Origin of the sequence: Hydrocarboniclastica marina, assembly GCF_004851605.1 — a bacterium.
GTDB classification, from domain to species: Bacteria; Pseudomonadota; Gammaproteobacteria; order Pseudomonadales; family Oleiphilaceae; genus Hydrocarboniclastica; species Hydrocarboniclastica marina.
In genome coordinates this window covers 2,798,911-2,822,884 of sequence record NZ_CP031093.1, presented here as the reverse complement: position 1 = coordinate 2,822,884, position 23,974 = coordinate 2,798,911, and the positions used below count along the sequence as shown (strand labels likewise).

The 23,974-nt window shown below is 57.9% G+C and carries 25 protein-coding genes; 10 read left to right on the top strand and 15 right to left on the bottom strand.

Going from position 1 to position 23,974, the window contains the following annotated elements; all coding sequences use genetic code 11:
- Positions 1-46: 46 nt before the first annotated feature.
- The 5 genes from soil367_RS12590 to soil367_RS12570 form a co-directional block, all read right to left on the bottom strand.
- Complete coding sequence (locus soil367_RS12590) at positions 47-589, bottom strand: DinB family protein (protein WP_136549423.1); 543 nt, start codon at positions 587-589, stop codon at positions 47-49.
- 41 nt (positions 590-630) lie between these two features.
- Positions 631-900, bottom strand: a complete 270-nt coding sequence (locus tag soil367_RS12585; protein ID WP_136549422.1) for a BrnA antitoxin family protein — start codon at positions 898-900, stop codon at positions 631-633.
- A gap of 174 nt (positions 901-1,074) precedes the next feature.
- A complete protein-coding gene (locus soil367_RS12580) occupies positions 1,075-1,731 on the bottom strand; it encodes a hypothetical protein (protein WP_136549421.1) in 657 nt (218 codons plus the stop codon).
- Between the two features lie 610 nt (positions 1,732-2,341).
- Positions 2,342-2,779: a hypothetical protein gene (locus soil367_RS12575; RefSeq protein WP_136549420.1), complete on the bottom strand. Its 438-nt coding sequence runs from the start codon at positions 2,777-2,779 to the stop codon at positions 2,342-2,344.
- Between the two features lie 35 nt (positions 2,780-2,814).
- The gene (locus soil367_RS12570; RefSeq protein ID WP_216642713.1) at positions 2,815-3,510 is read right to left on the bottom strand and encodes a phosphoribosyltransferase; all 696 of its coding nucleotides are present in this window, start codon (positions 3,508-3,510) and stop codon (positions 2,815-2,817) included.
- Between the two features lie 404 nt (positions 3,511-3,914).
- On the opposite strand from soil367_RS12570, the gene soil367_RS12565 reads away from it, so the two are divergent.
- Positions 3,915-4,424 (top strand): asparaginase domain-containing protein, encoded by a 510-nt coding sequence (locus tag soil367_RS12565; RefSeq protein WP_136549419.1) that lies wholly within the window; start codon positions 3,915-3,917, stop codon positions 4,422-4,424.
- Positions 4,425-4,463: 39 nt separating this feature from the next.
- Here soil367_RS12565 and soil367_RS12560 read toward each other — a convergent pair whose 3' ends face one another.
- The 4 genes from soil367_RS12560 to soil367_RS12545 form a co-directional block, all read right to left on the bottom strand.
- Positions 4,464-4,850 carry a hypothetical protein gene (locus soil367_RS12560; protein ID WP_136549418.1) on the bottom strand — a complete coding sequence of 129 codons (387 nt, stop codon included), beginning with the start codon at positions 4,848-4,850 and terminating at the stop codon, positions 4,464-4,466.
- 89 nt (positions 4,851-4,939) lie between these two features.
- On the bottom strand, positions 4,940-8,002 hold the full coding sequence (locus tag soil367_RS12555) for an efflux RND transporter permease subunit (protein WP_136549417.1): 3,063 nt from the start codon (positions 8,000-8,002) through the stop codon (positions 4,940-4,942).
- Positions 8,002-9,156 carry an efflux RND transporter periplasmic adaptor subunit gene (locus soil367_RS12550; protein ID WP_136549416.1) on the bottom strand — a complete coding sequence of 385 codons (1,155 nt, stop codon included), beginning with the start codon at positions 9,154-9,156 and terminating at the stop codon, positions 8,002-8,004. The genes soil367_RS12555 and soil367_RS12550 overlap by 1 nt, the downstream gene beginning before the upstream one ends.
- 267 nt (positions 9,157-9,423) lie before the next feature.
- A complete protein-coding gene (locus soil367_RS12545; RefSeq protein WP_136549415.1) occupies positions 9,424-9,927 on the bottom strand; it encodes a Mut7-C RNAse domain-containing protein in 504 nt (167 codons plus the stop codon).
- A 171-nt stretch (positions 9,928-10,098) separates the two neighbouring features.
- Between soil367_RS12545 and soil367_RS12540 the strand changes: the two genes are divergently transcribed.
- A complete protein-coding gene (locus soil367_RS12540) occupies positions 10,099-11,007 on the top strand; it encodes an SDR family oxidoreductase (RefSeq protein WP_246065293.1) in 909 nt (302 codons plus the stop codon).
- A 47-nt stretch (positions 11,008-11,054) separates the two neighbouring features.
- Here the strand turns inward: soil367_RS12540 and soil367_RS12535 are convergent, their stop codons facing one another.
- Positions 11,055-11,852 (bottom strand): Crp/Fnr family transcriptional regulator, encoded by a 798-nt coding sequence (locus soil367_RS12535; RefSeq protein ID WP_136549414.1) that lies wholly within the window; start codon positions 11,850-11,852, stop codon positions 11,055-11,057.
- Between the two features lie 284 nt (positions 11,853-12,136).
- Between soil367_RS12535 and soil367_RS12530 the strand changes: the two genes are divergently transcribed.
- Both soil367_RS12530 and soil367_RS12525 read left to right on the top strand, forming a co-directional pair.
- The gene (locus soil367_RS12530) at positions 12,137-12,703 is read left to right on the top strand and encodes a sugar O-acetyltransferase (protein ID WP_136549413.1); all 567 of its coding nucleotides are present in this window, start codon (positions 12,137-12,139) and stop codon (positions 12,701-12,703) included.
- A gap of 71 nt (positions 12,704-12,774) precedes the next feature.
- Positions 12,775-13,071: a hypothetical protein gene (locus tag soil367_RS12525; RefSeq protein ID WP_136549412.1), complete on the top strand. Its 297-nt coding sequence runs from the start codon at positions 12,775-12,777 to the stop codon at positions 13,069-13,071.
- Between the two features lie 21 nt (positions 13,072-13,092).
- Here soil367_RS12525 and soil367_RS12520 read toward each other — a convergent pair whose 3' ends face one another.
- Positions 13,093-15,195 carry a transglycosylase SLT domain-containing protein gene (locus tag soil367_RS12520; protein ID WP_136549411.1) on the bottom strand — a complete coding sequence of 701 codons (2,103 nt, stop codon included), beginning with the start codon at positions 15,193-15,195 and terminating at the stop codon, positions 13,093-13,095.
- A 528-nt stretch (positions 15,196-15,723) separates the two neighbouring features.
- Between soil367_RS12520 and soil367_RS12515 the strand changes: the two genes are divergently transcribed.
- Genes soil367_RS12515 through soil367_RS12505 form a run of 3 tightly spaced genes read left to right on the top strand, consistent with a single transcriptional unit; the run spans position 15,724 to position 17,889 of the window.
- Positions 15,724-16,965, top strand: a complete 1,242-nt coding sequence (locus tag soil367_RS12515; protein WP_136549410.1) for a glycosyltransferase family 4 protein — start codon at positions 15,724-15,726, stop codon at positions 16,963-16,965.
- Positions 16,962-17,483, top strand: a complete 522-nt coding sequence (locus soil367_RS12510; protein ID WP_246065291.1) for a DUF192 domain-containing protein — start codon at positions 16,962-16,964, stop codon at positions 17,481-17,483. Before soil367_RS12515 ends, soil367_RS12510 begins: the two co-directional genes overlap by 4 nt.
- Before the next feature lie 49 nt (positions 17,484-17,532).
- On the top strand, positions 17,533-17,889 hold the full coding sequence (locus soil367_RS12505) for a translation initiation factor Sui1 (RefSeq protein ID WP_136549408.1): 357 nt from the start codon (positions 17,533-17,535) through the stop codon (positions 17,887-17,889).
- 107 nt (positions 17,890-17,996) lie between these two features.
- Here soil367_RS12505 and soil367_RS12500 read toward each other — a convergent pair whose 3' ends face one another.
- Positions 17,997-19,295, bottom strand: a complete 1,299-nt coding sequence (locus tag soil367_RS12500) for a DEAD/DEAH box helicase (protein WP_136549407.1) — start codon at positions 19,293-19,295, stop codon at positions 17,997-17,999.
- 498 nt (positions 19,296-19,793) lie between these two features.
- Here soil367_RS12500 and soil367_RS12495 point away from each other — a divergent pair, with 498 nt between their 5' ends.
- A complete protein-coding gene (locus soil367_RS12495) occupies positions 19,794-20,396 on the top strand; it encodes an IMPACT family protein (RefSeq protein ID WP_136549406.1) in 603 nt (200 codons plus the stop codon).
- Between the two features lie 22 nt (positions 20,397-20,418).
- Here soil367_RS12495 and soil367_RS12490 read toward each other — a convergent pair whose 3' ends face one another.
- Both soil367_RS12490 and soil367_RS12485 read right to left on the bottom strand, forming a co-directional pair.
- Entirely contained in the window at positions 20,419-21,594 is a 1,176-nt protein-coding gene (locus soil367_RS12490) for a GNAT family N-acetyltransferase (protein WP_246065289.1), read from the bottom strand.
- A 109-nt stretch (positions 21,595-21,703) separates the two neighbouring features.
- Positions 21,704-22,441 carry a THxN family PEP-CTERM protein gene (locus tag soil367_RS12485; protein ID WP_136549405.1) on the bottom strand — a complete coding sequence of 246 codons (738 nt, stop codon included), beginning with the start codon at positions 22,439-22,441 and terminating at the stop codon, positions 21,704-21,706.
- A gap of 196 nt (positions 22,442-22,637) precedes the next feature.
- Here soil367_RS12485 and soil367_RS12480 point away from each other — a divergent pair, with 196 nt between their 5' ends.
- Positions 22,638-23,027 carry a hypothetical protein gene (locus tag soil367_RS12480; RefSeq protein WP_136549404.1) on the top strand — a complete coding sequence of 130 codons (390 nt, stop codon included), beginning with the start codon at positions 22,638-22,640 and terminating at the stop codon, positions 23,025-23,027.
- A gap of 12 nt (positions 23,028-23,039) precedes the next feature.
- Positions 23,040-23,561 (top strand): PH domain-containing protein, encoded by a 522-nt coding sequence (locus tag soil367_RS12475; protein WP_136549403.1) that lies wholly within the window; start codon positions 23,040-23,042, stop codon positions 23,559-23,561.
- A 53-nt stretch (positions 23,562-23,614) separates the two neighbouring features.
- On the opposite strand, the gene soil367_RS12470 is transcribed toward soil367_RS12475, so the two are convergent.
- Positions 23,615-23,965, bottom strand: coding sequence for a Na+/H+ antiporter subunit G (locus soil367_RS12470; protein WP_136549402.1), 351 nt, complete (start codon positions 23,963-23,965; stop codon positions 23,615-23,617).
- Positions 23,966-23,974 lie beyond the last annotated feature (9 nt).

Below are 23,974 nucleotides of genomic sequence, written 5' to 3'. Positions count from 1 at the left end.
TTGTAGCCGCGAAGCGGCGAAGAAGTTGTCCAGGAAAAGCCACTGGTTATACATGAGTCTCCTCCGGAATCTGAGCCAACAGGTCAGTGATCCCGATATCTATACCCGCCTGAGACAACAAGGCCGAAACCTGACCCCGGTGGTGGGTCTGATGATTAAAGAAATGAAGAACCAGGCTCGAATACCTTTTGTTGGCAGGCATCCCTTTGCTGTTGTGATAGCTGAGAACGAAATCCAGGTCACCGCCAGAAAGCCCAGATATCCAGTCCATAATCTTCTGGTCTAACCAGATCCTGTGTTCAGACAGACGTCCAAAATCGTCGAAGACTATCTGATCCAGGCTGGTCGGTTTTGGGAGGTGAGCAACCTCGCGCAACGAGGTAACGCAAGAGGGATGGGTAGCAAACCGCTTGAGCCAGATAGTGTCACCAACAAGGATATGATTCAGGGTTCCCAAGATGGAACCGAAGAAGGCACCACGGTCTTTGACTAAATCGGTGGAAGAGAGGTGACCTGCGGCGTCATAAACCTTTGCGTTCATTCTCTGATTGTAGGTAGCCAGCAATTCAAAGTGATCTCTCAGGCTCATCAGAGGTCCTTCTCAGGTCTAGCATCCGCCAGAACGCGCGGCTACGGAATGGAGGCGAAGCCGCAAATGTAGTAGCCGTCGTCGTGCCCTGCTTGGTGAACTATCACTGCCACTGCAGTTTGAGAACCCTGATTGGCCGCACAGTCTCGAAGATACAGGTTAAGCAAGCTCTGATAGGGAATCCCTTTGCGCTCGGACATTTGCTTGAAATACTCGACTGTGTCCTCGTCCAGCCTGATGGTTACCTGCTTTTTGAGCTTCGCGGCGTAAGGATTGGGCTTGGAGTCAGTGAAATCGTAGTGATCACGCATGATGGAACCTTTCATAAATTTTTCGACCAGCCCGAGGAAAATCTAACAGAGCCCGACTGGCACTTCTGGGATTTTTCTACAGCCGCAACGCCGTTGTTCAGTGGCAGCCTTGGCAGAGCGAAGCGGCGACAAGGCTGTTCGGTGGAGGGCCGTCGGGCCCGGAATGAACTGCAACTATCGGTTAGGCTCGTTTTCGGTCTGAACGGTGCTTTTGAATAGACTAAGCGACTCAAAAATCTTGGTCGACATATGGGCCTGGCGCTCAAGCAGCTCCCTCTTTGCCTTTTCGACCTCTGCAAATGTCTCTTCCACGAGTATGCATGCGAGAACGTCACTTGCCGTAACCCAAATGGCTAATTTAGGATTTTCCTTAACAAATTTCACTCGGGATACAGATTGGCCTTGGATACTCATTGGATCGTCGAAGGTATGCCCAAATTTCGAGGCAAAGGACTTCAGCTGATCTTTATTCATTCTTTCGACATGCTCATCAAGAGAGAACGCCACGTTGCCTATTTTATGGACGAGCTGGTTGCGAAGTTCTGAGAGTGCTTGAATAAATTTTTTCTGATCGCCAGTAATCGCTCCAAGCTCTTTGAGAAGCGTGGCCTTGCCGTAATTCTTATTGCTAAGCTCCAGATAAGAAAAAGGACCTTCTAGCCTTCCGTTGCCTAGCCTAATCGTAAGTATGTGAGATGCAGCTGCTTCAAAAAGAGCGTGGAGTTTTATCAAAAAGCTCCAATCGCCCTCTGATAGAAGCGACATATAAAAATCTTTGGGAAGCCCCATTTTCTCTTCAAAAGCTTGGATCTCTCCTTGAACACTGCTCATGCACTTTCTCTGCCTAACAGTTGTATACGATCCGCCAATGCCCACATCCCGACAATCGTATAATTTCCATTAACTTTCGGTAAACCTATGCCGCAAACCGCGCTACGTCAACAGCATCCTAGGTCGAGACGGAGAGGAGCAGAGGAGTAAATGATATCGAGGCCTGATATCCCCAAAACCCGCATCTCCCGATCGCAATGATTCCAGAGTAGTGTCATCGCTGCTTGCAGAACCGCTGAAATAGAAGCCCTACGCGAGCTTTTCCGGTTGAATCCCGGTTTTACCCGGCTCGATCTGCATATCCGTAAAGCGCGCGCTGGAACTCTGCGTGGGACGGGTCTGGAGGGCGCTGGTTGCCTGCCGTTTGCAGCGATAGAAAGATGTAACATTCTTTCGTGTTTTAGGGGACCCGTTGAGATCAGCCGGCACAACATTTGTCAGTTTCAGGTGCGGCGCTGTGCCAGAGCTGCAGCGGCGAACGTTGCACCAGCAAGAAGACGAGGTACCTATGTTTCGCCACGGTTACACCTCCACGCTGCCACGAGCGGCACAGCCATCCACGAGAATCAGAAGACATAGGACCACAACGCTGTACAGTCGCCGCCTGGGATCAAGGCCGGTTATCGTCGCCCACGCGTTCTGGGATATCGACCAGCTTGAGCTGAATCAGCGCGGATCTACCGTTCGCCAGATCAATGCGCAGCTCTTTCGCATCGCCGCGCACGCGCTCATAGTTGAGCTTTTGCGGTTGCTCCAGCGTCCACTCTTTCTCGTAGCCTTCATGGTAGTAGCTGAACCATATGAGGTTCTGGTCCGGCTGGTAGCCGATCTGACGGATAAATGCGCCGTCGAGGGCTGGGGCCGCGCTTTTTCGGGTCGGGATCGGATCGTGGTCAAGTTCGTCGCTTTCCACTTCCCGAACTTCCAACGCCCAGCCCATGTGGCCGGTACTGAAACCAAGACAGAAGCCTGGCCAGTGCTCTTTCGCTACCTGGGTGCTTTCCTGCACGGCGCTGAGGGTGCCGGCTCGGGTGCTCTGATCATCCATGATGCGGTATTTCCTTCTTTTGTCGAACGTTTGCGTTAGTGATTCTGCTGCCAGGCCTCGCTGAGCAGATCCTGAACTTCTTTGTCAGTGGTCTGGCCGAAATCGCTATACCAGCAGCCAATGGCCCGAAAGGGCTTCGGGGTTGCGGGGCAGACGATGTCATCAACATCCGTTTTCATTTCCGCCAGCGTCGATGCTGGCGCCAGGGGCACGGCCAGCGTGATGCTCGCGGGGGATGCCCGTCTGACCACCTCAATGGCTGCCCGCATGGTCGCGCCCGTTGCCAGGCCGTCGTCCACCAGGATGACGTGCCGCCCCTGCAGTTTTGGTGACGGTCGGTCGCCGCGGTAGGCACTTTCGCGGCGTTTGAGCTCGTCGCCTTCCTTCCGGGCAACCTGATCAATGGCCTCGGCGGACACGCGGTGCATGCTCAGCACTTCGTCGTTGAGCACGCGCACACCGCCGCTGGCGATTGCGCCCATGGCAAATTCTTCGTGACCCGGCAGGCCAAGTTTGCGCACGAGGATAAGGTCTAGGTCGGCCTGCAGCTTGCGGGCAACAACCGCCGCGACCGGCACCCCGCCGCGCGGGAGCGCCAGCACGATCGGCCGGTTTTCCTGCTCTCTATCCCGCTCTGGCCCAAAGCGGTCTGCGGCTAACTGTTCGGCCAGAACCTCTCCGGCTTCAGTCCGGTTTTTATAAGGCAGCATTGAACAGTCGTCACGGCTCACATCCGTCACTCCTGACGTTCCTCCAGCTGGACGATTGCATTGCGATTCGTCCCTGTCATGTGTCGTGTCCCACCCGGAGCCCGGTTTGTGTGCTTCGGGGCTTTCCAATCCTTCGGCCTAAGCATTCAGCCTAACCGTTCAACATAGGTCCACGGTATCAATGCCGGGGCAGGGGCGACAATTACAAAGCTGAAACTGCAGACCTTTTTATTTCACCACGCTTGCCCGATTCGGATGCCTTGGCTATTTTGGACGACCAGACGCACGGCGCTTTCATCATAACGGCCATCATGACGGCCATCGTGACAGCGGCATGGCCAACATTACTGCGGCATTCTCAACATGAGGGTGGCCCCAACCTGATGGACGCGGGATCGTCTCATCCACTTCGAGGAAACAGCGAAATGCTCCGGATATTTACCACGGGCGGCACGTTCGACAAGGTCTATTTTGACGCCAACAGCGAGTTCCAGATAGGCGACTCAGAAATCCCGGAGATGTTGCGGGAAGCGAACGTTACTTTTGATATTGCGGTCGAATCGGTTCTGCGTAAAGACAGCCTGGAGCTCACGGACGAGGATCGGCAGATTCTCTACGAGCGGGTCGCGAAGGTGCCGGAAACGAGGGTGCTCATAACCCACGGCACGGATACGATGGTGCAGACGGCGCAGCTGCTGCTGGCGGATGAGAGGGCAAAGCTGGGCGGAAAAACCATAGTGATAACAGGCGCAATGCAGCCATCGCGTATGCGCCGAAGCGACGCCATGTTCAACCTCGGCTTCGCCGTGGCGGCGGTGCAGGTCCTGCAGGCCGGCGTTTATCTCGCCATGAATGGCCGGCTTTTCGATCCCCGTGAGGCCCGCAAGAATGTGCAGGCTCACCGATTCGAGGCGATCAGCCGGAAGCCCGGCTAGCGGGCCGCAGGCGTCTGCATGCTCCCTGGCAGAGCAGCTTCAGGGCGCAGTTTGAGGCTGCAGATCGCGAATCTGGACCGGGTTGCAGTCGCGGATCTTGACCCGACCCTCAAGCACGTTCCCGCGGGAGTATTCGGCGAATATGCACGTGTTGGTCTCCGGGTCGTAGTTCTGGATCCAGAGGTTATCCTGCTTCCAGGTCGCCGCAATGTGCCGCTGGCCTTCAGGCAACTCGATAGTCATGGTCCCGCCCCACCGTTTCACGAACATCTGTTCCAGATAGAAATAGTAGAACAACCCGCAGACCACCAGAATGACACCGGACACCACAAGCGCGGGCACCCATTTGCCGAGTTGGTAGCCAATCAGGTATAGCGAGCCCAGGGCAAGAAATATAACAAAGGCCCAGTAGATGTAAGTCACCATGAACAGAACTCCGTTTCTGAAGATTTATGACGCCGGCGGTGAGCCGGGTCAGTTGTTAATCCCGCCGACCAGGCGGCCGGCGGAATGGTTTAAGCAGACTGCACAGTATCAGGATCGGTTGCTTCGTGCTTGTGCTGCTTTGCCAACAGGATATAGAAAGCCGGCAGCACGAAAAGCGTAAACAGCGTGCCAATGCCCAGACCGGTCGCGATGGTCAGGCCGATGGCAAACCGGCTTACCGCGCCAGGTCCCGCCGCGACAAGCAGCGGGACCATCGCCACAATCAGCGCGACCGAAGTCATGATGATCGGGCGCAGGCGGATTGCCGCGGCTTCGATCACGGCTTCGCGCTTGTTGAGCTTACGCTGTTCCTGCAACTGATTGGCGAACTCAACGATGAGGATGCCGTTTTTGGACACCACGCCGATCAATGTAATCAGACCCACCTGCGTGTAGATATTCATCGACGCGAATCCCAGGGCAATGAATGCCATTGCCCCGGCGACCGACATGGGCACCGACACCAGGATGATGATGGGGTCACGCCAGCTCTCAAACTGCGCCGCAAGCACCAGATAGATAACCAGGAGCGCCAGGAAGAAAGTCACCATCAGGGCACTGCCCTGGTTCTCAAGCTGCCTCGACTGTCCCATGAAGTTGTAAGTGAAACCCTGCGGGAAGATTTCAGCGGCACTGTCCTTAAGGAAGGCGATCGCGTCACCCAACGCCACCCCAGGCATCGGAATGCCCTCAAGCGTAAGCGAATTGAGCTGGTTGAACTGGGTCCGTTTGGACGGTTCGACCCCATGTTCGAAGCTGACAACCGAGCCCAGGGGGACCAGTTCGCCGTTGTCGGCCCGCACGTAGTATTCGTTCAGATCATCTGCGTCAGCGCGGGCAGCGCGTTCCACCTGGGGGATAACCTGGTAGGAGCGGCCTTCCATGTTGAAGCGGTTGATATAGCCGCCCCCGAGCATGCTGGCCATGGCCTGGCCGACATCCTGCATCGACAGCCCGAGGTCCGCGACGCGGTCCCGGTCGACGTGAATGCGGGTGACGGGCCGGTCAAAGTCGATGGACTTCTGCAGGAACATGAAATTGCCGCTGGCCATGGCCTTGCCCAGCAATTCGTCTGCCACGGTATTCAGCTGTTCGTAATCACTGCCGGTGGTAATGACGAACTGCAGGGGCAGGCCACCACTGGAGCCCGGCAGGGACGGTATGGGGAACACCGCAGTACGAAGCCCGGTGACCTTTGAAAGCTCCTGCTGTAACAGAGGCTGGACCTCGGACTGGCCGACCTCGCGCTCGCTCCAGGGCTTCATCTTGAAGCCGCCAAACACGGCGTTGGGACTGGTGACCCCCAAAAGCATAAAGGTCTCGTCGTAGCCCGGCAGTGTTTCGAACCGATCCTGCATCTCCTCGCCGTATTTCTGGAGATAGTCCAGGGTCGCGGTCTGAGGTGCCAGTCCCTGGTAGAGCAAAATGCCCTGGTCTTCCGTGGGCGCCAGTTCGTTCTGGCTGAACATCACCATGAACGGAATCGAGACCAGAACAACCACGGCGAAAAAGATCACCACAGAGATGGTCTGCATCGATGAGGTGAGTGCCGATTTGTACTTGGCCGCAAGTCCGTTGAAGGTGCGCTCGACGAAGGACTCAAAGCCTGACGCAGTGCCATGCGGCTTCAGCACCTTGCCCGAGAGCATCGGTGAGAGTGTCAGCGCGATAACGCCAGAGATGACGACGGTCCCGGCGAGCGTGAACGCAAACTCGGTGAAGAGCGAGCCAACCAGGCCGCCCATGAAACCGATTGGCGCATACACGGCCACCAGGGTTGTGGTCATTGCGATGATAGGGCCAGCCATTTCCCGGGCGCCATGCAGTGCCGCCTGGTAGCGGGATTCACCTGCCTCGATATGACGGTGGACGTTCTCGACCATGATAATGGCATCGTCCACCACCAGGCCTATCGCCAGCACCATCGACAGCAGCGTCAGCAGGTTCAGCGAGAAGCCCATAATCAGCATGACAAAGGCACCGCCGATCAATGACAGCGGTACAGCAACCGATGGCACAATCGCGGCGCGCAGCGAGCCAAGGCTCAGAAACACGACAACCAGAACGATAACGACGGCTTCGATCAACGTGGTGATTACTTCATTGATCGAGTCGTCTATGAATTCCGAAGCGTCGTAGGGCACCTCGACCGATAAGCCGGACGGCAGCTGGCTCTCTATCTCGGGCAGGGCGTCTTTTACCAGGGCGGCTACTGTCAGAGGGTTCGCCCCCGGTGACAGTTCAATGGCCACGTAAGTCGCCGGGAGTCCTTTGTAAAGTGCGAGATTCTCGTAGGACTGCGAGCCCAGTTCGACCCGGGCAATGTCGCTCAGGCGAATCAGGGTGCCATCGTCTTCTTTGACGATGAGATCTTCAAACTGCTCAACACTGCCAACGTCGGTGTCACTGGTAAGGCTGATCGCAACCATGTCCGCCTTGGTGTTGCCGACCGCCGCCTGGTAGTTGTTCTGACGGAGCATCTCGACAATCTCGGGCGGGGTCAGGTCGACTGCTGCCAGTCGCTGAGGGTCGAGCCAGACCCGCAAGGCAAACGTGCGCCCCAGCAAATCCGCTTTGCCCACGCCCGGTAGTGCCTGCAATTTGGGCTGAACCACACGGGTCAGGTAATCCGTTATCTGCGGAACAGGCAATGTATCGCTGAAAAACGCGATATACATCAGAGCAGTACTGTCGCCCGTTGTGGACGAAATGACCGGATCCTGCGACTCCTGTGGCAGCACGTTGCGCTGGCTGGCGACTTTAGCCTGGATCTCGGCCAGAGCAGCGTTGGCGTCGTAGTTGAGCTCCATGTGAGCTTCGATGGTCGAAACACCCTGAGAGCTCGTGGACGTCAGGTAATCTATACCACTGGCTTCCGCAATAGCCTGTTGCAATGGTGTGGTGACGAACCCCTTTACCAGATCAGAGCTGGCACCAGGATAAGCCGTGGTTACGGTTACCGTTGTGCTCTCGAGCAAGGGGTACTGGCGGATCTCCATTTCCATCGCGGCGCGGACGCCCACCAGCAGGATCAGCAGGCTTACGACCGTCGCGAGGACGGGGCGTTTGACAAAAATGTCGGTAAAGTTCATCAGCTGGCTGCCTCCCCGCTAGCCTGGGGAGATTGTCCTGTACCTTGGGATTCGGTCTGTCCTCCAGACTGGCTCTCCTTTTCTGTCTGGATTTCTACCCGCTGGTCAGCACGAAGGCGTAACAGCCCGGTCTCGACGATGCGATCCCCTGCTTCCAGGCCGCTGACTATTTCGACCATGCCATCCCGAGTTTCGCCTGTCTGGACACTGCGACGTTCCGTGACCAGCTGCCCGTCGCCGTTCTCGGCCAGTACAAAGACGAAATCGCCATAGGTGTTGTAGGAGATAGCGGTACGCGGAACGGCAATCACGTCGCGTTCTGCAGGGCGTAGCGTGCGCACCGTGGCAAACATGCCGGGACGCAGGGTAAGGTCCTCATTGGGCAGGGTCGCCCGCACCCGGACGGTGCGGGTCTGGGGGTTTACGGAACTGTTGATGGCGCTGACCGTGCCCGTAAAGAGAGCGTCGGGTTGTGCGGCTACAGTCACCTCAACGGTGTTACCGACGCTGACCCGCGAGAGTTCCCGTTCGGGCAGGGTATAGTCCACATAGACCGGATCGAGCATATTGATCTCGACGATCGGGCTGCCGGCGGGCAGATACTGGCCAAGGTCCACCTGGCGCAGGCCGAGTGTACCGGCGAAGGGCGCGCGTAGTGTTTTCTTGCCGAGCTGTGCTTCGGCCTCTTTCACCCGAGCCTGAGCTGCCTCGAGGTTGGCCTGGGCCTGGTCGTACTCGGCCTGGGACACCGCGCGGCGCGGGAGCAGCTCTTCCAGGCGGCTGAATTCGCGCGCTGCGAGCCTGGCTTCGGCCCGGCGGGTGCTGACTGCCGATTCATCGACTGCGCTATCGAGCCGTACCAGCATATCGCCGGCTTTGACGTTCTGGCCGGACTCAAACCCTATTTCCACAATGGTGCCCGGCACCTCATTGGCGACTTCTACCCCATTGATGGCGGTAATGCTGCCAACTGACTTTTGCGATGGCTGCCAGCTCATCGTTTCAGCTGTCGTGGCGGCAACAACCGCCGGCGGCTGCGGCTGGGAGAACTGCTCTTTCATCTGGCCGATCTGATAGAACTTGTAGCCAAATATGCCGCCCAGAATCAGGACGAGAAACAGGATCACAACAACGAATCGGGACGCGGTACGCATAGTCTATCTTTTCCTGGCGAGTCGTTTGAAACGTATGCTCGGGGTTTACGTGTTTGGCCTGATGCCGATTAACAACTGTCTGGCTGGAGAGGCCGGCTCAATTCTGCGGCGGCTCCGGGTGAAAAAGCAGATAGCACCCCAATGCAGCGCTATTCCTTATCACTTTACGGTTACAGCTTCCAAGGGGCGGTCAGCATTTCGCAATAAATCGTTCTGTTCAGCTGGGCGACTATACCAAAAGATAGAACGCTACACATTCTCATTCCACTATCGTTTACGGTTGAGTTCTGCCAGTCGTCTTTGCATCCTGTCCGCATGACTTCCATGCCAGAAGAACTGATCGCATGCCGGACAAAAAAGCAGACTGATTCGCTGTTTGATGATGTCCGGCGGGACCCCATGGCGAGGCGATGGTTCGGCACTTTCTAGCAAAACATTGTTACAGCGCTTGCACCGCGAGAACGCCCGACTGAGCCAGTCAATGTCCATACGCAAGGTGAGTTCCAGCAAATTGCCCTGCAGGGTATCACTCTCAAGCAGGACAACATAAGCCGTGGCGCCGGCGTGTTCCATCAGTTTGCGGTCCCGGGTGATCAGCCATCGGTCCTCCTGCCGCGCCCGGGCCAGCAAAGTGGCGTCTGCCTCCCCCTGTGCCGGCAGGAGTGTGTCGTACCCGGCGACGCGCAGCCAGCCGCCGACGCCCCTGAGCATTTCATCGCAGATAAAACGCAGTGGTGCTAGAGCGCAGAACGCCGGTCCTGTAGTGGTCATTGCCTCCACCTTTAGACTTCTGACTTTACACTTCTGACGAGCTCCGCCGACGCTTGCCCCGGTGCGATCATGGACCGGCCATTAACAATGGCAGTCCGGCCTCTCCCAGGGTCTCAAAGCCATTGAAAGACACCTCGGCCAGGGCCTAAAGTTATCTGAGGTGTTTGTGTCTTGTCACAACCTCTTGCAGAGGCGCAGGAGCGGTTTGAATACATGGAGGTAATCATGGCCGAGAAGGTTCGTCCAGAACAGGAACAGGATCAGCCCGGGCGCGAGTCGGAAATGCAGCCCCAGCCCATCTATGACGATCCGACACTCAAGGGTGCCGACAGACTGCGGGATAAGGTGGCGTTTATCACCGGCGGGGACAGCGGTATTGGCCGGGCTGTCGCTGTGGCTTTCGCCAGGGAGGGTGCAGACGTCGCCATTGTTTACCTGGAAGAGGGCGACGATGCCGAAGAGACCCGGCGGGTCGTGGAACAGGAGTATGGCCGGCGCTGTCTGAACATTGCGGGCGACGTGGGCGACGAGGCCTTCTGTAAGGACAGCATTACACGGTGCGTGGAGCATTTCGGCAAACTGGACATCCTGGTCAACAATGCAGCGGAGCAACATGTGCGTGACGACCTTGCCGACATCCACTATGAGGATCTTGACCGCATTTTCCGCACCAACGTGTTCTCGATGTTCTACTGCGTCGGCGCGGCACTGCCACATCTCAAGCCCGGCAGCAGTATTATCAATACAACCTCGATCACGGCCTATCAGGGTAACCCGCAACTTATCGATTACTCGTCGACCAAGGGAGCGATTCTTGCCTATACGCGGGCGCTGTCCCAGCGACTCGCCAGTGATGAGATCAGAGTGAATGGGGTCGCCCCGGGACCGATATGGACTCCCTTGATCCCAGCTTCGTTCCCGGGTGAGAAAGTCGCCAGTTTCGGCGAGGATAAGCCTTTGGGACGAGCTGGCCAGCCCGTGGAGGTGGCGCCCTGTTATGTATTCCTGGCGAGCCGGGAAAGCTCGTATATGACCGGCCAGGTCCTGCATCCCAATGGTGGGGTTGTCGTTAACGGTTAAATCCGGTGCCGGTAGCCGGCCCGAACTTACCCGGGTGAAGGGTCGGCTTAGCCGGAGGTGTCCGCGGACCGGAAACTGAGGGCAGGTTTGTCGATAGCGACAGCATTATTGGTTGCGTCCGGCAGGTGGGGCACAAATTCCTGCCTGAGATAGGCGGGGTTGAACCCGGAAATTTCCTTCAGCCCGACAACGTCGAGCAGGGTGATGGACTGATACTGGAGGTCGATCAGCCGGTCTTCCCGTAACCCGCGGATTGTTCGGTTGATATGGACAGCGCTCAGGCCCAGCAAGTCGGCCAGCAGCGTCTGAGATAACGGAACCACATCCCTTTGCACGTTCTCGGCGGTTGACTCCTCCAGGCGCGTGGAAAGCTCGGCAAGCACATGGGCGACCCGTTGACGGGCCGAACGCCTGCCCAGGTTGATGATCCGTTCGGCCATCAACGCCTGCCCCTGAGCGGCCAGCGAGAAAAACAGTTGACCCAGGGCGCTTGAGTTCTGGAATAACGCGCGCAGATGGTGCTGCGGAAAAGCGCACAGCTCCACTTCCGTCACTGTATGAGCGGCATTGAGGCGCTGGCGGCAGGCCAGGTCTCGCAAGCCAATGATGTCGCCTGGCACAAAGATGTCGAGTATCTGTCGGCTTCCGTCCTGCAGGATTCGAGAGGAATAGGCCCACCCGCTATTCAGCACATAAAAGTGGCTGGCGTCCGAACCCTCGCGCCAGATATTGGCGTTCCGGGGCCAGGATTCAGGTTTAACATCGAGGGATTCAAGAAAGTGAAGGTCCTGGGGGCTTAGCAAAGCAAACTGTTGGAAATGTTTCGCTAGGCAGCTTTGTTGCACTCATGGTCTCCTTGGGGTGCGCTCACGTGGAGCGGGTAACATCCTCTTCAGCTCGGCTGGCGTCGTGCCCCAAGCTCAGGTATAGATTAATCGTTCGTCCGGTGGTTCTCATTAACGTATGTTGGGGCGACGTATCCAAGTGGATGAAAACCGGGTGAATTGGGGTTAACTGGCTATCGAGCGCTGCCGATGCAGGCTGATCTCATGCGCCATAGGCGGATAAGGGCAAAAAGCGCAACGAATGGCGTCGATGTAATGGTGACGATCCTGAGAGGAACGCATTAATGAGCGAGAAGCAGCGGATGCTTCAGGGTGAGAGTTATGATCCGTTGGACCGGGAGCTGGTGCTCGCGCGCCGCAGGGCCCGTGATCTGACAGAGGCGTTCAGGCTTGCGGAATCCGGCAAGGAGCGGAACCGGCTACTCAAGCAGTTACTGGGCCCGCCTTTGGAACGGGTCTGGATTGAGCCACCGTTCCAGTGCGACTACGGCACGCAGATACACGTAGGGCGCAATGTGTTCATCAACTTCAATTGCGTCATTCTCGATTCGGCAGCGGTGACGCTGGGCGACAATGTTTTTATCGGGCCTGGGGTTCACATTTACACAGCGGTACATCCTCTGGCTGCGGTTGAACGCCGGTCCGGTCAGGAATCGGCGAAGCCCGTGTCCATCGGAAACGATGTCTGGATCGGCGGCGGTGCCATAATCCTGCCGGGGGTCAGCATTGGCGCAGGCAGCGTGATCGGGGCCGGTAGCGTGGTCACTCGAGCTGTTCCTGCAAACGTCGTAGCTGCAGGAAATCCCTGTAAGGTAATACGAACGCTTGATGCCGGTTCAGATTCGGTATGAAGGGTGGGTCTCAGGAGGGCAGCGTTCCTGACCGTAAGCGTCAGCCCAGCGCGGCCTCAGACCGATCGTGTGTGACTGAGGCTATTCTGGAGCAGGCGCGGGCGGTTTTATCCGAAGAACTGGGACATTGCGCAGCGCTGGGTTTTCAGACGCTGCTGTCCTACACGGACCGGCTGCACCAGAAAGAAGTGATCTCAAGTGCAGGTGAAGCCTTCGCGGTCTGTGTCCAGGTTTTCCAGGTCAACGACCTTGAGTGCAGATTGGAACTGCACGCGAGCGTTCAATGGCTTTGCGCCGATCAGATCCTGCCGCTCGGCCTCACCAACACAGTCGCTATCACGCCGGACGACAGGGTGCTGCAGCTTTGAGGCCGGGATTTGCGTTTCGGCCTAATCTGCCGCCAGCGAAGGGTCTACCAGACACAAGCAAGCCAGCTCGCGCTCTGTCAGGAGGTTCGCAGGCGGTTCACCGCGGCGGAAGCCATAAATGACCGTGTAGGCGAGCACATTCTGTACGTACTGCCGTGTTTCGTAATAAGGCATGGTTTCTATCCAGACGTCAGGTTCCAGTTGGTCGCCACCCTCTCTGAGCCATTCGGTCACCCGATGGGCACCCGCGTTATAAGCAGCCGTCGCCAGAATTCGATTGTTATTGAACCGGGTGAGCAGTTCCGCGAGATGAGCTGTGCCCAGCTCGATGTTGCGGGCGGGCTGTAACAGTTGCTGGTTGTTTTTCAGGGGACGGCCCGTCTCCTGCGCAGTTTGCCTCGCGGTGGCAGGCATAAGCTGTAGCAGGCCCAGTGCGCCGGCCGGTGACCGGGCATCCGGCATAAACGCGCTTTCCTGTCTGGCCAGGGCATAGACCCAGTTCACATCCAGCTTGCGTAAGGTGGCGTGATTGGTGAAAAGCTCCTGGTGCGCCAGCGGGAATCGCATCTGCAGGTCATCCCACTGCTGCGCGACAATGGCACCGCGCACACCCTGTTCATGCCAGCCCCAGGCTCGGGCCATGTGCGACGCAACCAGCACCTGGTGGGGTTCCAACCGACTCAGCAATCCCGTCCATTCCTGCCGCGCTTCCCGGAGTCTGCCCATCTGGTAGAACTCATGGGCGCGGCTGACCGCTGGCATTGAGCGGATTGCCTGCACATCCTCTTCGTTGAATGGATGACTCTGATGATTCAGACGGTAGGGCGCGCCCAGCCGGTCTGCGGCCATGAAGCCGTAGAAGTTGCGCTCGCTTGCAGCCACGGCGAAGCGTGCCTGCGCGCTGTCATGCCTACCCAGCTGTGCTTCAGCCCGGGCCAGCCAGTACTGCCAGCGTGACTCGTTTCGAAGATCCTCGGGGAAACCACCGATAGTCGTCTTCACCGCTTTCCAGTCACCGGTGCGTAAATACACCCGGGCCTGCCACTCATAAAGGTTGGGGTCGGCGTCGGCTGCGCGGGCTTCGGCCAGTAGTTCTGGCGCCTGGGGGAGGTAACGCACGGCCATCATGAGGGCGAGACTGCGATTGACGCTCGAGGTCTGCGCGGGAGTGAACGGGAGCGTGTTTTTATACTCCGGCCAGAGCGCGGTGGCCTGTTCTGGCTCGCGTCGGCTGTATTGCACCATGCCGTGCGCAACAATTTCTGTTACGCGTGGCAGGCTGGGCGGGAAGTTTTCAACCTTAGCCACACGGGCGGGATCCCGGTGAACCTTGGACAGGGTGTCTGTAGCCGCCCTGAGGTCCGCGTTCATGTAGCGCTTGAGGTAATCGGCCAGACCGCTATTGCCGGCCTTGATCGCCAGAGCAGCTCTCTGCCACAGCAGGTCGGGGCTCAGACCGTCGGCTTTGCGCCATGCTTCAAGCACCGGATCGCAGGCGTCGGGCAGGGAATGTCCGGTCAGCCATAGCGATGGCATATCGCTACTGATGGCCTCGACACCCTCGACCTCCAGCTTTGCCCGAAGTTCAAGGCAGCGCAGGTTATTGCCGGGGGCCGGCTGGGGGATAGCCTCTAACAGGGCCGACCAGTCTTTTCGCCTCCCCAGTTCATACAGCCACCGCGTTTTGACGACCTCTGCAAGCGGCACATCCGCGTATTGATCCACAACATGCTGGACTTCTTCCGGGCTCGCCACGTAAAAGCGGTTTTGCACCTCCTGGAGCTCAAGATAGGGGTATAGCGGGTAGTCCGCCAGGCGCGCCTTCAGATCCCGGTATTTCGCCTTCTGGCCGTTCCGAAGCGCCTTCTCTGCCTGCTCAAACCAGCCTCGCTCCCGAACGTGACCCTCCGTTTTCCTGACATCCGCCGGCATTGCCGGGGCGTTCAGTTGGTCCAGTACAAGCTGATCAGACGGGCTGATCTCGGGCACGCTGGCATAGGCAGCCGCGGGTGCCAGTCCGGATAGGACCATGGCCGTAAACGCCAGAGCACGCAAATGAACGCTGCGGCGCCTGGAGTCGGAGTCTAAATCCGTCGTGATGTGCTGGCGAAAGAAGGTCTTCATAAAGATGCCCAAAATGGGAGCGTCTTGCTCCCGAACACGAAAATAGCGTTTCCAGGCGAGCCTGGTGAGTTTCGCACGGGGTTTTAGGCGACAACGGCCGGTGGTCACCCTGTGCCGCTGCCCTGACTTCAAGGTCGGCGCGACGACACCCGGGCACCTGAGCGGCACCACCCGCAGAGGCCCGGAGGCGTCTGTTCAGGTTCTGGAAGCGCTAAAAGGGTGACGCATGCGCCACCCTTTTAGGCTTAACTGAGTTATAGCAGATCATGATAACTTTTGCGTAAGCGGTTGGCATCAAATTAGAAATTAAAATTCGGGGTGCCGATTGAGCCAATAAGCCGGTGATGAGCGCTGCTGAGACGGCGCCAATCGGCGGGGGCTTAACCTTGGTTTTTTAGCCAGCGATAGCCCGCCGTTGCCGGTACAATTGTGCCGGACCATTTGAGCCCAATCTGGAGACGCGAAGTGCAGGTGCTGATAATCGGGTTAGTGTGGCCGGAGCCTTGTTCGTCAGCAGCGGGCGGGCGTATGTTGGGGCTAATCGAATCCTTCTGCCTTGCCGGCTGGCAGGTCGCTTTCGCTAGCCCGGCCCAGGCGACTGAGCGCCAGGCCGACCTGGCAAGCCTGGGCGTTGCGTGCCGGACTATCGCGCTTAACAGCGACTGTTTCGACGCCTTTGTGGCAGAAACACAGCCGGATATTGTCGTCTTTGACCGTTTCATGGTCGAAGAACAGTTCGGATGGCGCGTTGCGGCGGCCTGTCCGGCCGCGCTGAGGGTTCTGGATACTGAGGATCTGCACAGCTTGCGTAAGGCCCGGCAGATTGCGCTCCAGGCCGGGCTGAAAAACGCGTCTTCTCAGCCCAGCCGCGACGCAGCGGTGGCCCGGTTGCTGGCTGCGGCGCCTTTCAGCTTGTTTAAGCAAATGGCCGCGGAAGAAATCACTCTGCGTGAAGTTGCCTCTATTCAGCGCTGCGATCTCACGCTGATGATTTCAGATATCGAGGTCGCGTTGCTCGTGGAGTTGTTCAACATCCCGCCGGGCAAACTTCACTATTGTCCGTTCATGCTAACGGCAGCCGAAGTGTCTCTGCCGGCTTTTGATCAACGCCGGCACTTCATCAGTATCGGAAACTTCAGGCACGCACCCAACTGGGACGCTGTCCTGTGGTTGAGAGAAAGACTCTGGCCTTCCATAAGGGCGGCATTGCCCGAAGCCGAACTTCATGTTTATGGGGCCTATCCTCCGCCGAAAGCAACGGCATTGCATAGCCACCGTGATGGGTTCCTGGTTAAAGGTTGGGCCGCGGATGCTCATGCCGTACTGGCCCGGTCGAGGGTCTGTCTGGCGCCGCTGCGGTTCGGCGCAGGCATCAAAGGTAAACTGGCTGATGCCATGACCGCGGGTACGCCCAGCGTGACCACGCCTATAGGCTCGGAGGGGATGGCAGCAGTGGGTCTATCCTGGCCGGGCGCCGTAGCCGGACAAGCGGATGAATTCGTGGCTGAGGCCGTCGCGCTCTATCGTGACCCCGGCCGCTGGCGGCAGGCGCAGCTCGACGGCGCAACGTTGTTAAGGCAGCGTTTCAACGCTCTGGAGCATCAACCGAAACTGATCGAAAAAATTCAACAGAGCCATCAGCACCTGCAGGAAATACGCGCCGCTGATTTCACCGGCGCGATGATGCGCCATCACTTTCACCAGAGCACACGCTATATGAGCAAATGGATCGAAACAAAAGCGCGTCTGAGAGAGGCGATGGGCGAGTGAAGTCGCTCCGGATTGGTTCAAGCCTGGTGGTGTTGATATTGCTGGCGGCCTGTAAGTCTCCTGGCCTGTCAGCGGCCCCTGAAGCACAGTCAGGGCTCACGACGATCGATTTATGTGTGATGAGCCAGGGAAGTGCCGTGCCCGTCCATGCGGAAGTTGCACGTTCGTGGAGCGAGCGCCGGATCGGACTGATGGGGCGGAAACATCTTGAGCCAGCTCATGGCATGCTTTTTCTGTATGACGACGAGCGGGCGGCCAACCAGGGTTTCTGGATGAAGGGAACGCTTATCCCTCTGGATATTGCCTATCTGGGACGTGACGGCGAAATTCTTGCGGTGCAGACAATGGCGCCCTGTCGTGAGGTTGGCCGGGATTGCCCGACCTATTCACCGGGCGTACGCTACTGGTCCGCCCTGGAGACTAACGCTGGGTTCTTCGACCAGCATTTGATCGAGAAGGGCGGCTCGGTGAAGGAAATGTCGCCCGGCCAGTGTCGCCAGACACTGAATCCGGGCTGAATATGTGGCGTCAACGCGGCATCAACCGGCGATATCAGAAAGGCGAGAGATGACAAAAAAGCAGGGCGGACTGGTCTATTCCACCGAGCTGGGGCGCACATGCCCGGGCTGCCAGAGGGCTGTCGGAGACTGCCGCTGTTCCCGTACGGCGACTGTGACGGCAGGTGATGGCATCGTGCGGGTCAGCAGGGAAACCAAAGGCAGAAAAGGCAAGGGCGTCACACTGATTACCGGGGTGCCGCTAGCCGGCGAAGCGTTATCTCAACTGGCGAAGAAGCTGAAAGCGCGTTGTGGTAGCGGCGGGACGGTCAAAGACGGTGTTATTGAGATACAGGGAGACCATCGCGATGCGCTAATCCCCCTGCTGGAAGCCAGCGGTTGGAAGGTCAAACGCGCCGGTGGCTGAGGTAGGGCATCCGACCTGGTTTAGCCGGACCTTGCCCTGCTGCAATTGAAAAAGGGTAGCTCCTGAGAGCTACCCTTTTCGTTATTCCAGCAACTGCCGGTCAATGATTAGCGATTAGCCGTGCGCGGTGCCCGTGGCTTATGGGTGACCTTCGCATGCGCAGGCCGATCGCCTGGACGGCCATGCTTACTGGCAGGCCGATCTGACCCATGGGGACGGCGTGGCGGCCGGGCTGCCCGAGGACGATCACTGCTGGGCTTGGGACGCGCACGCTGAGTTGGCTCGAAGCCCTCTACGATCTCGGCACCAAGCTCGGAGCCAACAAGGCGACGTACGCCCGCCAACTGGCCGTTCTCTTCCCCAGAGACCAGCGACACAGCGTTACCTTCCTGGCCACCGCGACCGGTCCGGCCAATACGGTGGACGTAGTCTTCCGGGTTCTGTGGCATGTCAAAGTTGACCACGAACGGCAGGTTGTCGATATCGATACCGCGAGCGGCAACGTCTGTGGCAACCAGCGCCTTGACCGTTTTGCGCTTGAACTGGGCCAGAGCCTTGGTGCGTGCTCCCTGGCTTTTATTACCGTGGATAGCTGCTGAGGATATGCCGTCCTCTTCCAGTTGGCGCGCCAACCGGTCTGCCCCGTGCTTTGTGCGGGTGAACACCAGGACCTGTGCCCAGTTATTGGTACCGATCAGGTGCGTCAGCAGTTCGCGCTTGCGGTTGCCATCCACCCGATAGGCAACCTGCGTGATCGAATCAGCTGTAGAGTTGGCCTTGGCCGTCGTGACGGTTTCAGGGTTCTTCAGGAAGCGTTGGGCCAACCGGGTAATGGTTGGGGAGAAGGTCGCCGAGAAAAGCAGGGTCTGACGCTGCGCCGGCACGGACTTGAGGATACGCTCGATGGCGGGCATGAAACCCATGTCGAGCATACGGTCCGCTTCGTCCAGAACCAGCATTTCTACCTGGCTCAGGTCTACGGTGCCGCGATCCATATGGTCGATCAGGCGGCCGGGTGTGGCGACCAGAATATCAACCCCACGGGCGAGCTTACGCATCTGGCCGACTATGCTGGTACCGCCGTAGATTGCGGCGCTGTGAATGCGCAGGTGACGGCTGTAGGCGACCACGTTGTCTGTGACCTGCTGGGCAAGTTCGCGGGTTGGCGTCAGGATCAGTGCCCGCACCTGGCGCTTGCCGTTAACCGGCTTCTCAGCCAGACGGTGTAGCAGGGGCAGGGTAAAGGCTGCGGTTTTGCCGGTGCCGGTCTGGGCACTGGCCATGAGGTCCCGGCCTGCCATGACAATGGGAATGGCCTGAGACTGAATATCTGTAGGAGTCGTGTACTTCTGATCTTGTACGGCGCGCAGCAATTCGGCGCGCAGGTCGAGTGATTCAAACGACATGCGTTTCTCTCTGTATGTACCAAGGCGTATAGGAGTTCCGGTCGGATACCGGTAAGGGGTAAAGCTGATCGGGAAAGGCCTTGGAATCATACAGTCCGCGATGAGCGTGCGGAGACTGACCTTGAACAAGCGGCTGCCGTCGTTAGCTGACGGAGCGCGGGGAGGTAAGACAACGCGGAACGGAGTGTATCATGACCTTGGGAAGCAACCTAACGAAAACTGCGATATAAGTTGTTGGGGCCGTGTAGCCAACAGACGCGTACCCACGCTTTCGTTGCTCCCAAAGGGTTCGGGAGCCTTGCCTCTGCGAACCGCCTGTGGCGACTCGTGGAATCTACTTACCGGGTGCGAAAACCGACTACCCCGAGATCGTTCCAGTGCGTTGCCACAAGCAGGAGCGCTGTTCGGTATGGCCGGTATAATAGCGGCACGAGAAACGGAGGGGTCCGCGAATTCGCGGATAGTAGACTACGCGCATTTGCTGCCAATGAGAGATCGATGTCTCAGACTTATCCTGTGCCTGCGGGCTCGGCCGAAACCGAGATCATCATCAAAAAGAGCCGGTTTATAGCCCGTGCCGTGCCTGTTGGTGGACGCGAAACCGCAATGAGTGAGCTGGCTCGGGCGCGGACGGATTTCCCCGACGCCCGCCACCATTGTTTCGCTTATGTCATAGGCAAACCCGGGGCAGCGACCAGTGCGGCTATGGGCGACGATGGCGAACCCTCCGGCACGGCCGGGAAACCGATCCTCAACGTGATCCACCACAAAGGCATCGGCGATATCATGGTCATCGTCATTCGCTACTTTGGCGGTACCAAACTTGGCGCGGGCGGGCTGGTTCGCGCCTACGCCGGCGTTACAGAGAAAGTGCTCGCGCAACTGGAGATTGTGGAGCATGCCCCAGAATCCACCTGCTCAATAGCGCTTGATTTCGCCCAGGAGCAGCCTCTCCGGCACTGGGCCGATCAGAATGGGGCGCATGTCGATGCGGTGGAATACGGCTCACAGGTAAACGTAACCCTGACCGTACCTGATGCGGCATTCGAGGCGCTGCGGGACTTTGCCGGAGCCGCTGGCTTGGTGATCAGCCGGGATTGAGCCTGGCTATTTCACCGGTTTATCAGTAGTCGCGATAGGGCAGGAGGGACCGGGCTTCATCGGCGTAAGCCACGACGTTCTGAGTCTCAGACTCAAGAAACCCGGCAATGGCAGCGCGGAACGAAGGGTGGGCGATCCAGTGGCAGGAGCGGGTAATGATCGGTTCGAAGCCGCGGAGAATTTTATGCTCGCCTTGGGCGCCCGCGTCAAAGTCCCTCAGGTTGCGGCTAATGCACAGCTCAATGCCCTGGTAGTAGCAGGTCTCGAAGTGGAGCCGGTCGTATTCTTCCAGGCAACCCCAGTAGCGGCCAAACAGGGTGTCCTCGTTGACAAAGAAAAGTGCGGCGGCGACATCGTTGCCATTGTGTTCCGCGATGACCAGATGCAACTGTTCGGGCATGGTTTCACAGATTCTCTGGAAAAAGCCCCGGGTAAGGTAGGGCGCCTGGCCTCGTTTCAGATACGTGGCCTGGTAAAACACGAAGAAAGTGTCGAGATCAGCCTGGGTAATGTCGGTGCCCGGCAAGTGGCGGAAACTGATGCCCTGGTCGGCGATCGCTTTTCTTTCCTTGCGTATCATCTTGCGCTTGCGCGACACCAGCGCGTCGGTGAAATCTTCAAAGATGCTGTAGCCGTTGTTTTTCCAACGGAACTGGCAGCCCGAGCGCACCATCACGTTCTCTTCTCCGCCGAGAAGAGAGACGCTGTCCTCGTTTGCAAACAACAGGTGCCAGGACGAGGCCTGCATATTGATCGCTTCAGAGGTCAGTGCCTGCGCGGCGTCGTGGTGAAGTTGCATCACGGTCGCCGGGTCCGAGCCCGGGGGATAGAGTAGTCGCGGGCCGATGGATGGGGTAAAGGGCACAGCACTGAGCAGCTTGGGATAATAGGCCAGACCGTGGCGTTGATAGGCATCTGCCCAGCCCCAGTCGAACACGTACTCACCCATGGAGTGCGTCTTTATATAGGCGGGTAAGAGGGCAACGGTTGATCCGGCCGCGTCGGTGAAAGCCAGGTGATGAGGTTGCCATCCCTGGGCTGACGTCGTGCAGCCTTCGGTTTCCAGCGCATGCAGAAACTCGAAACGGGTGAACGGATTGTGCGTGCCGCTGATAGTGTTCCAGGTGGCAGGGTAAACGGGGCTCAGGGTATCAAGAATCTTTATAGTGTAGGCAGGCATCTGAATCTGCTTAAGCATGCGGAGTGGTAAATCCCGCATCTTACGCTAGGAGAGAAGCAATGAGACAGCAAGGCAGAGGGTTGTGCGAGGAAACCCGGGGCGCAGTGTCGCGCCCCGGGCTCAGGACTTAGCTACGCAGTCGGCGACTGACGCCCAGGCCCACGAGTGCGAGGCCAAACAGGGCAAGGGTACCGGGCTCAGGAACGCTGACTATTTCAATCACGTTCAGGCGGGCCAGAATGTTAGCGGAGGTTTTCTTGTTTTCCGGGGTGTAGAACTGGGACTGGTAACCGGTAAAGCCCAGTATTTCCATGGAAAAAATGTAGTTGTCGATCTGGAAGCTCTGACTGGTAACAACATTTTCAAGCGTCACGATGTCATCGACATCATATTCGTAGAACACGTTTTTGCAGTGCCAGAAAATGAACCAGCCGCATTTCTGGCCGTGGTGACCATTCAGTGTTTCGTCATGGCCAAAGGTGAAATTGTAGGGGCCATCGGTAAGGCTGGTACCCAGGATGTCCAACTCGGTGCTCAGGGTCAGTTCTGCAGAGGAAATAGCGGTGTTAGACGTTATGTCGTTATTCCAGTGCGTAAACTCGCCGAGAACGAAGGTTTCGCCGGTGTTAACGACCGCCGGCAGATTACTGTTCTTGAAACGGTAGCCGCTCCAGCCCCGATGGTCGCCCCAGATTATCTTGTCCTGCGAACCGTTGTAGTCGCTGTCAAGATACTGAACGTTGGCACCGCCTGTGTGGCCAGTCCAGTTAGCGTCCAGTGCGTTGAGCGTCACAGGCAGAGCAAAGGCCAAGCTTGAGGTTACGCTTGCAGCGGCTGCTAGAATGAGTTTTCTTATGAAAGACATTTGTGTACTACTCCATTAAACACGTGATATTGCGGATGGTTAATGGATAGCAATATAGGTGCCATTCCTAGTTTTTCGTTAGTCGACATCGGGTTGCGCTCGCGGGCTGTTTTATTACATTGCCGATCTGTAAATTTATCCGACAACATAATAGGGGTAGGGCTGAATTATCGGTGAAGCTGCGAAGTCTCGCTTGATGCGACCGGTTTTTATCGCTGGGGTTGTTGGTCTCATCCTGATACTGATCGCTTATGGTCTGGGCCAGTCCCCGGCGCCAATGTTAATCGAGGTGGACAATCAGTCAGGGCGAACCATAGAACACATTCTCGTACAGAAAGGCGACGGTGAAACGGAGTGGCCTGGCGTTGTGTCTGGCCAGTCAGCGCTTATTTCTCTTAACACCGAGGAAGCCACGCCGGTATCTGTTCAGTTGCTCCTGAAAGCGGGGTTGCCACTGGCTATGCCTGAGGCAACGGTTCCGTCACTTGAAGCGGGGCAGCGGCTTTATATCCGGCTGGAGCCGAGTGGCGCGCTGGTTGTGAAGGTCGTCAGAGGGTCCGGGGCCGTTGACCCGGCGTCTCAGTAAAGGTACATCGCTATGCCCAAGACAGAAAATCTGTTCGCCGCGCCCTGGGACCGCACGCTGCGCCTGGTCACGGTACTCATTTCGCTGGTCTGCCTGACACTGACCGCATTTCTCTGGCCGGTGATCCAGGCGCATGGCCCTGCCAGTATGCACTTCTGGGGCGGACTGTTACCCGTCTTTATTGTCGTCGCTGCAGCTCTCTTTGCTGTGCGTGGTTACCGGGTAGAAAAAGGCGAACTCGTTATTGAGCGGTTATTGTGGAATACCCGGTTTGACCTGTCCCACCTTCAATCGGTCCAGTCGGACCCAATGCTGATGCAACAGGCCCGTAGCGTTCTCGGCAATTCCGGCTTCTTCGGTTTCATGGGATTGTTCAAGCATCCGGCCAGGGGACCCTTCCGAGCATGGGTTACTGATCCGGGCCAAGCGCTGGTGTTGCAATTTGGGGATCTCGTTGTTGCGATCTCGCCGGAAGACGGGTCGCGTTTCGTGGCGGCGCTCCAGCAATGCAACCCTCGGGTCCGGTCTCAGTAAGGCGGGGCTTAAGGGCAGTGGTAACGGGAGTCAGCATTTCAGCCGAGGCACTTCTAGCGCTCGCCCGGCCGTCCATGGGGCCAGGGTTTACCTCGGGTGGCACTGCTCTGCTTGAGCTCCAGATGTAGGGCGGACCTGATCATCATGTGAGCGCTGACGGGGGCGGTAAAGAAGAGAAAAACTGTAATCAGGATCTCGTGCAGACTGAACGAGCCGAGCGTTACCATTGTGTACAGGACCGACCCGAACAGGATGGCGCCGACACCAAGAGTCGTAGCTTTGGTCGGGGCGTGGAGCCGCATGTAGAAGTCAGGCAAGCGTGCCAGGCCGACCGAACCGATAAGCGTAAACCCGGCGCCTACGATGATTGCCAGCGCGACGAGAGCTTGTAATAGTTGATCCATGGCAGGGCC

Excerpts from the sequence above, each read along its gene's own strand:
- soil367_RS12565 (WP_136549419.1), top strand. The coding sequence starts at position 3,915 with ATGCTCCGGATATTTACCACGGGCGGCACGTTCGACAAGGTCTATTTT.
- soil367_RS12550 (WP_136549416.1), bottom strand. The coding sequence starts at position 9,156 with ATGCGTACCGCGTCCCGATTCGTTGTTGTGATCCTGTTTCTCGTCCTG.
- soil367_RS12585 (WP_136549422.1), bottom strand. The coding sequence starts at position 900 with ATGCGTGATCACTACGATTTCACTGACTCCAAGCCCAATCCTTACGCC.
- soil367_RS12560 (WP_136549418.1), bottom strand. The coding sequence starts at position 4,850 with ATGGTGACTTACATCTACTGGGCCTTTGTTATATTTCTTGCCCTGGGC.
- soil367_RS12530 (WP_136549413.1), top strand. The coding sequence starts at position 12,137 with ATGAGCGAGAAGCAGCGGATGCTTCAGGGTGAGAGTTATGATCCGTTG.
- soil367_RS12580 (WP_136549421.1), bottom strand. The coding sequence starts at position 1,731 with ATGAGCAGTGTTCAAGGAGAGATCCAAGCTTTTGAAGAGAAAATGGGG.
- soil367_RS12500 (WP_136549407.1), bottom strand. The coding sequence starts at position 19,295 with ATGTCGTTTGAATCACTCGACCTGCGCGCCGAATTGCTGCGCGCCGTA.
- soil367_RS12475 (WP_136549403.1), top strand. The coding sequence starts at position 23,040 with ATGCCCAAGACAGAAAATCTGTTCGCCGCGCCCTGGGACCGCACGCTG.
- soil367_RS12480 (WP_136549404.1), top strand. The coding sequence starts at position 22,638 with ATGCGACCGGTTTTTATCGCTGGGGTTGTTGGTCTCATCCTGATACTG.
- soil367_RS12555 (WP_136549417.1), bottom strand. The coding sequence starts at position 8,002 with ATGAACTTTACCGACATTTTTGTCAAACGCCCCGTCCTCGCGACGGTC.
- soil367_RS12470 (WP_136549402.1), bottom strand. The coding sequence starts at position 23,965 with ATGGATCAACTATTACAAGCTCTCGTCGCGCTGGCAATCATCGTAGGC.
- soil367_RS12485 (WP_136549405.1), bottom strand. The coding sequence starts at position 22,441 with ATGTCTTTCATAAGAAAACTCATTCTAGCAGCCGCTGCAAGCGTAACC.
- soil367_RS12495 (WP_136549406.1), top strand. The coding sequence starts at position 19,794 with ATGTCTCAGACTTATCCTGTGCCTGCGGGCTCGGCCGAAACCGAGATC.
- soil367_RS12590 (WP_136549423.1), bottom strand. The coding sequence starts at position 589 with ATGAGCCTGAGAGATCACTTTGAATTGCTGGCTACCTACAATCAGAGA.
- soil367_RS12575 (WP_136549420.1), bottom strand. The coding sequence starts at position 2,779 with ATGGATGATCAGAGCACCCGAGCCGGCACCCTCAGCGCCGTGCAGGAA.
- soil367_RS12505 (WP_136549408.1), top strand. The coding sequence starts at position 17,533 with ATGACAAAAAAGCAGGGCGGACTGGTCTATTCCACCGAGCTGGGGCGC.
- soil367_RS12545 (WP_136549415.1), bottom strand. The coding sequence starts at position 9,927 with ATGACCACTACAGGACCGGCGTTCTGCGCTCTAGCACCACTGCGTTTT.
- soil367_RS12515 (WP_136549410.1), top strand. The coding sequence starts at position 15,724 with ATGTTGGGGCTAATCGAATCCTTCTGCCTTGCCGGCTGGCAGGTCGCT.
- soil367_RS12490 (WP_246065289.1), bottom strand. The coding sequence starts at position 21,594 with ATGCTTAAGCAGATTCAGATGCCTGCCTACACTATAAAGATTCTTGAT.
- soil367_RS12520 (WP_136549411.1), bottom strand. The coding sequence starts at position 15,195 with ATGAAGACCTTCTTTCGCCAGCACATCACGACGGATTTAGACTCCGAC.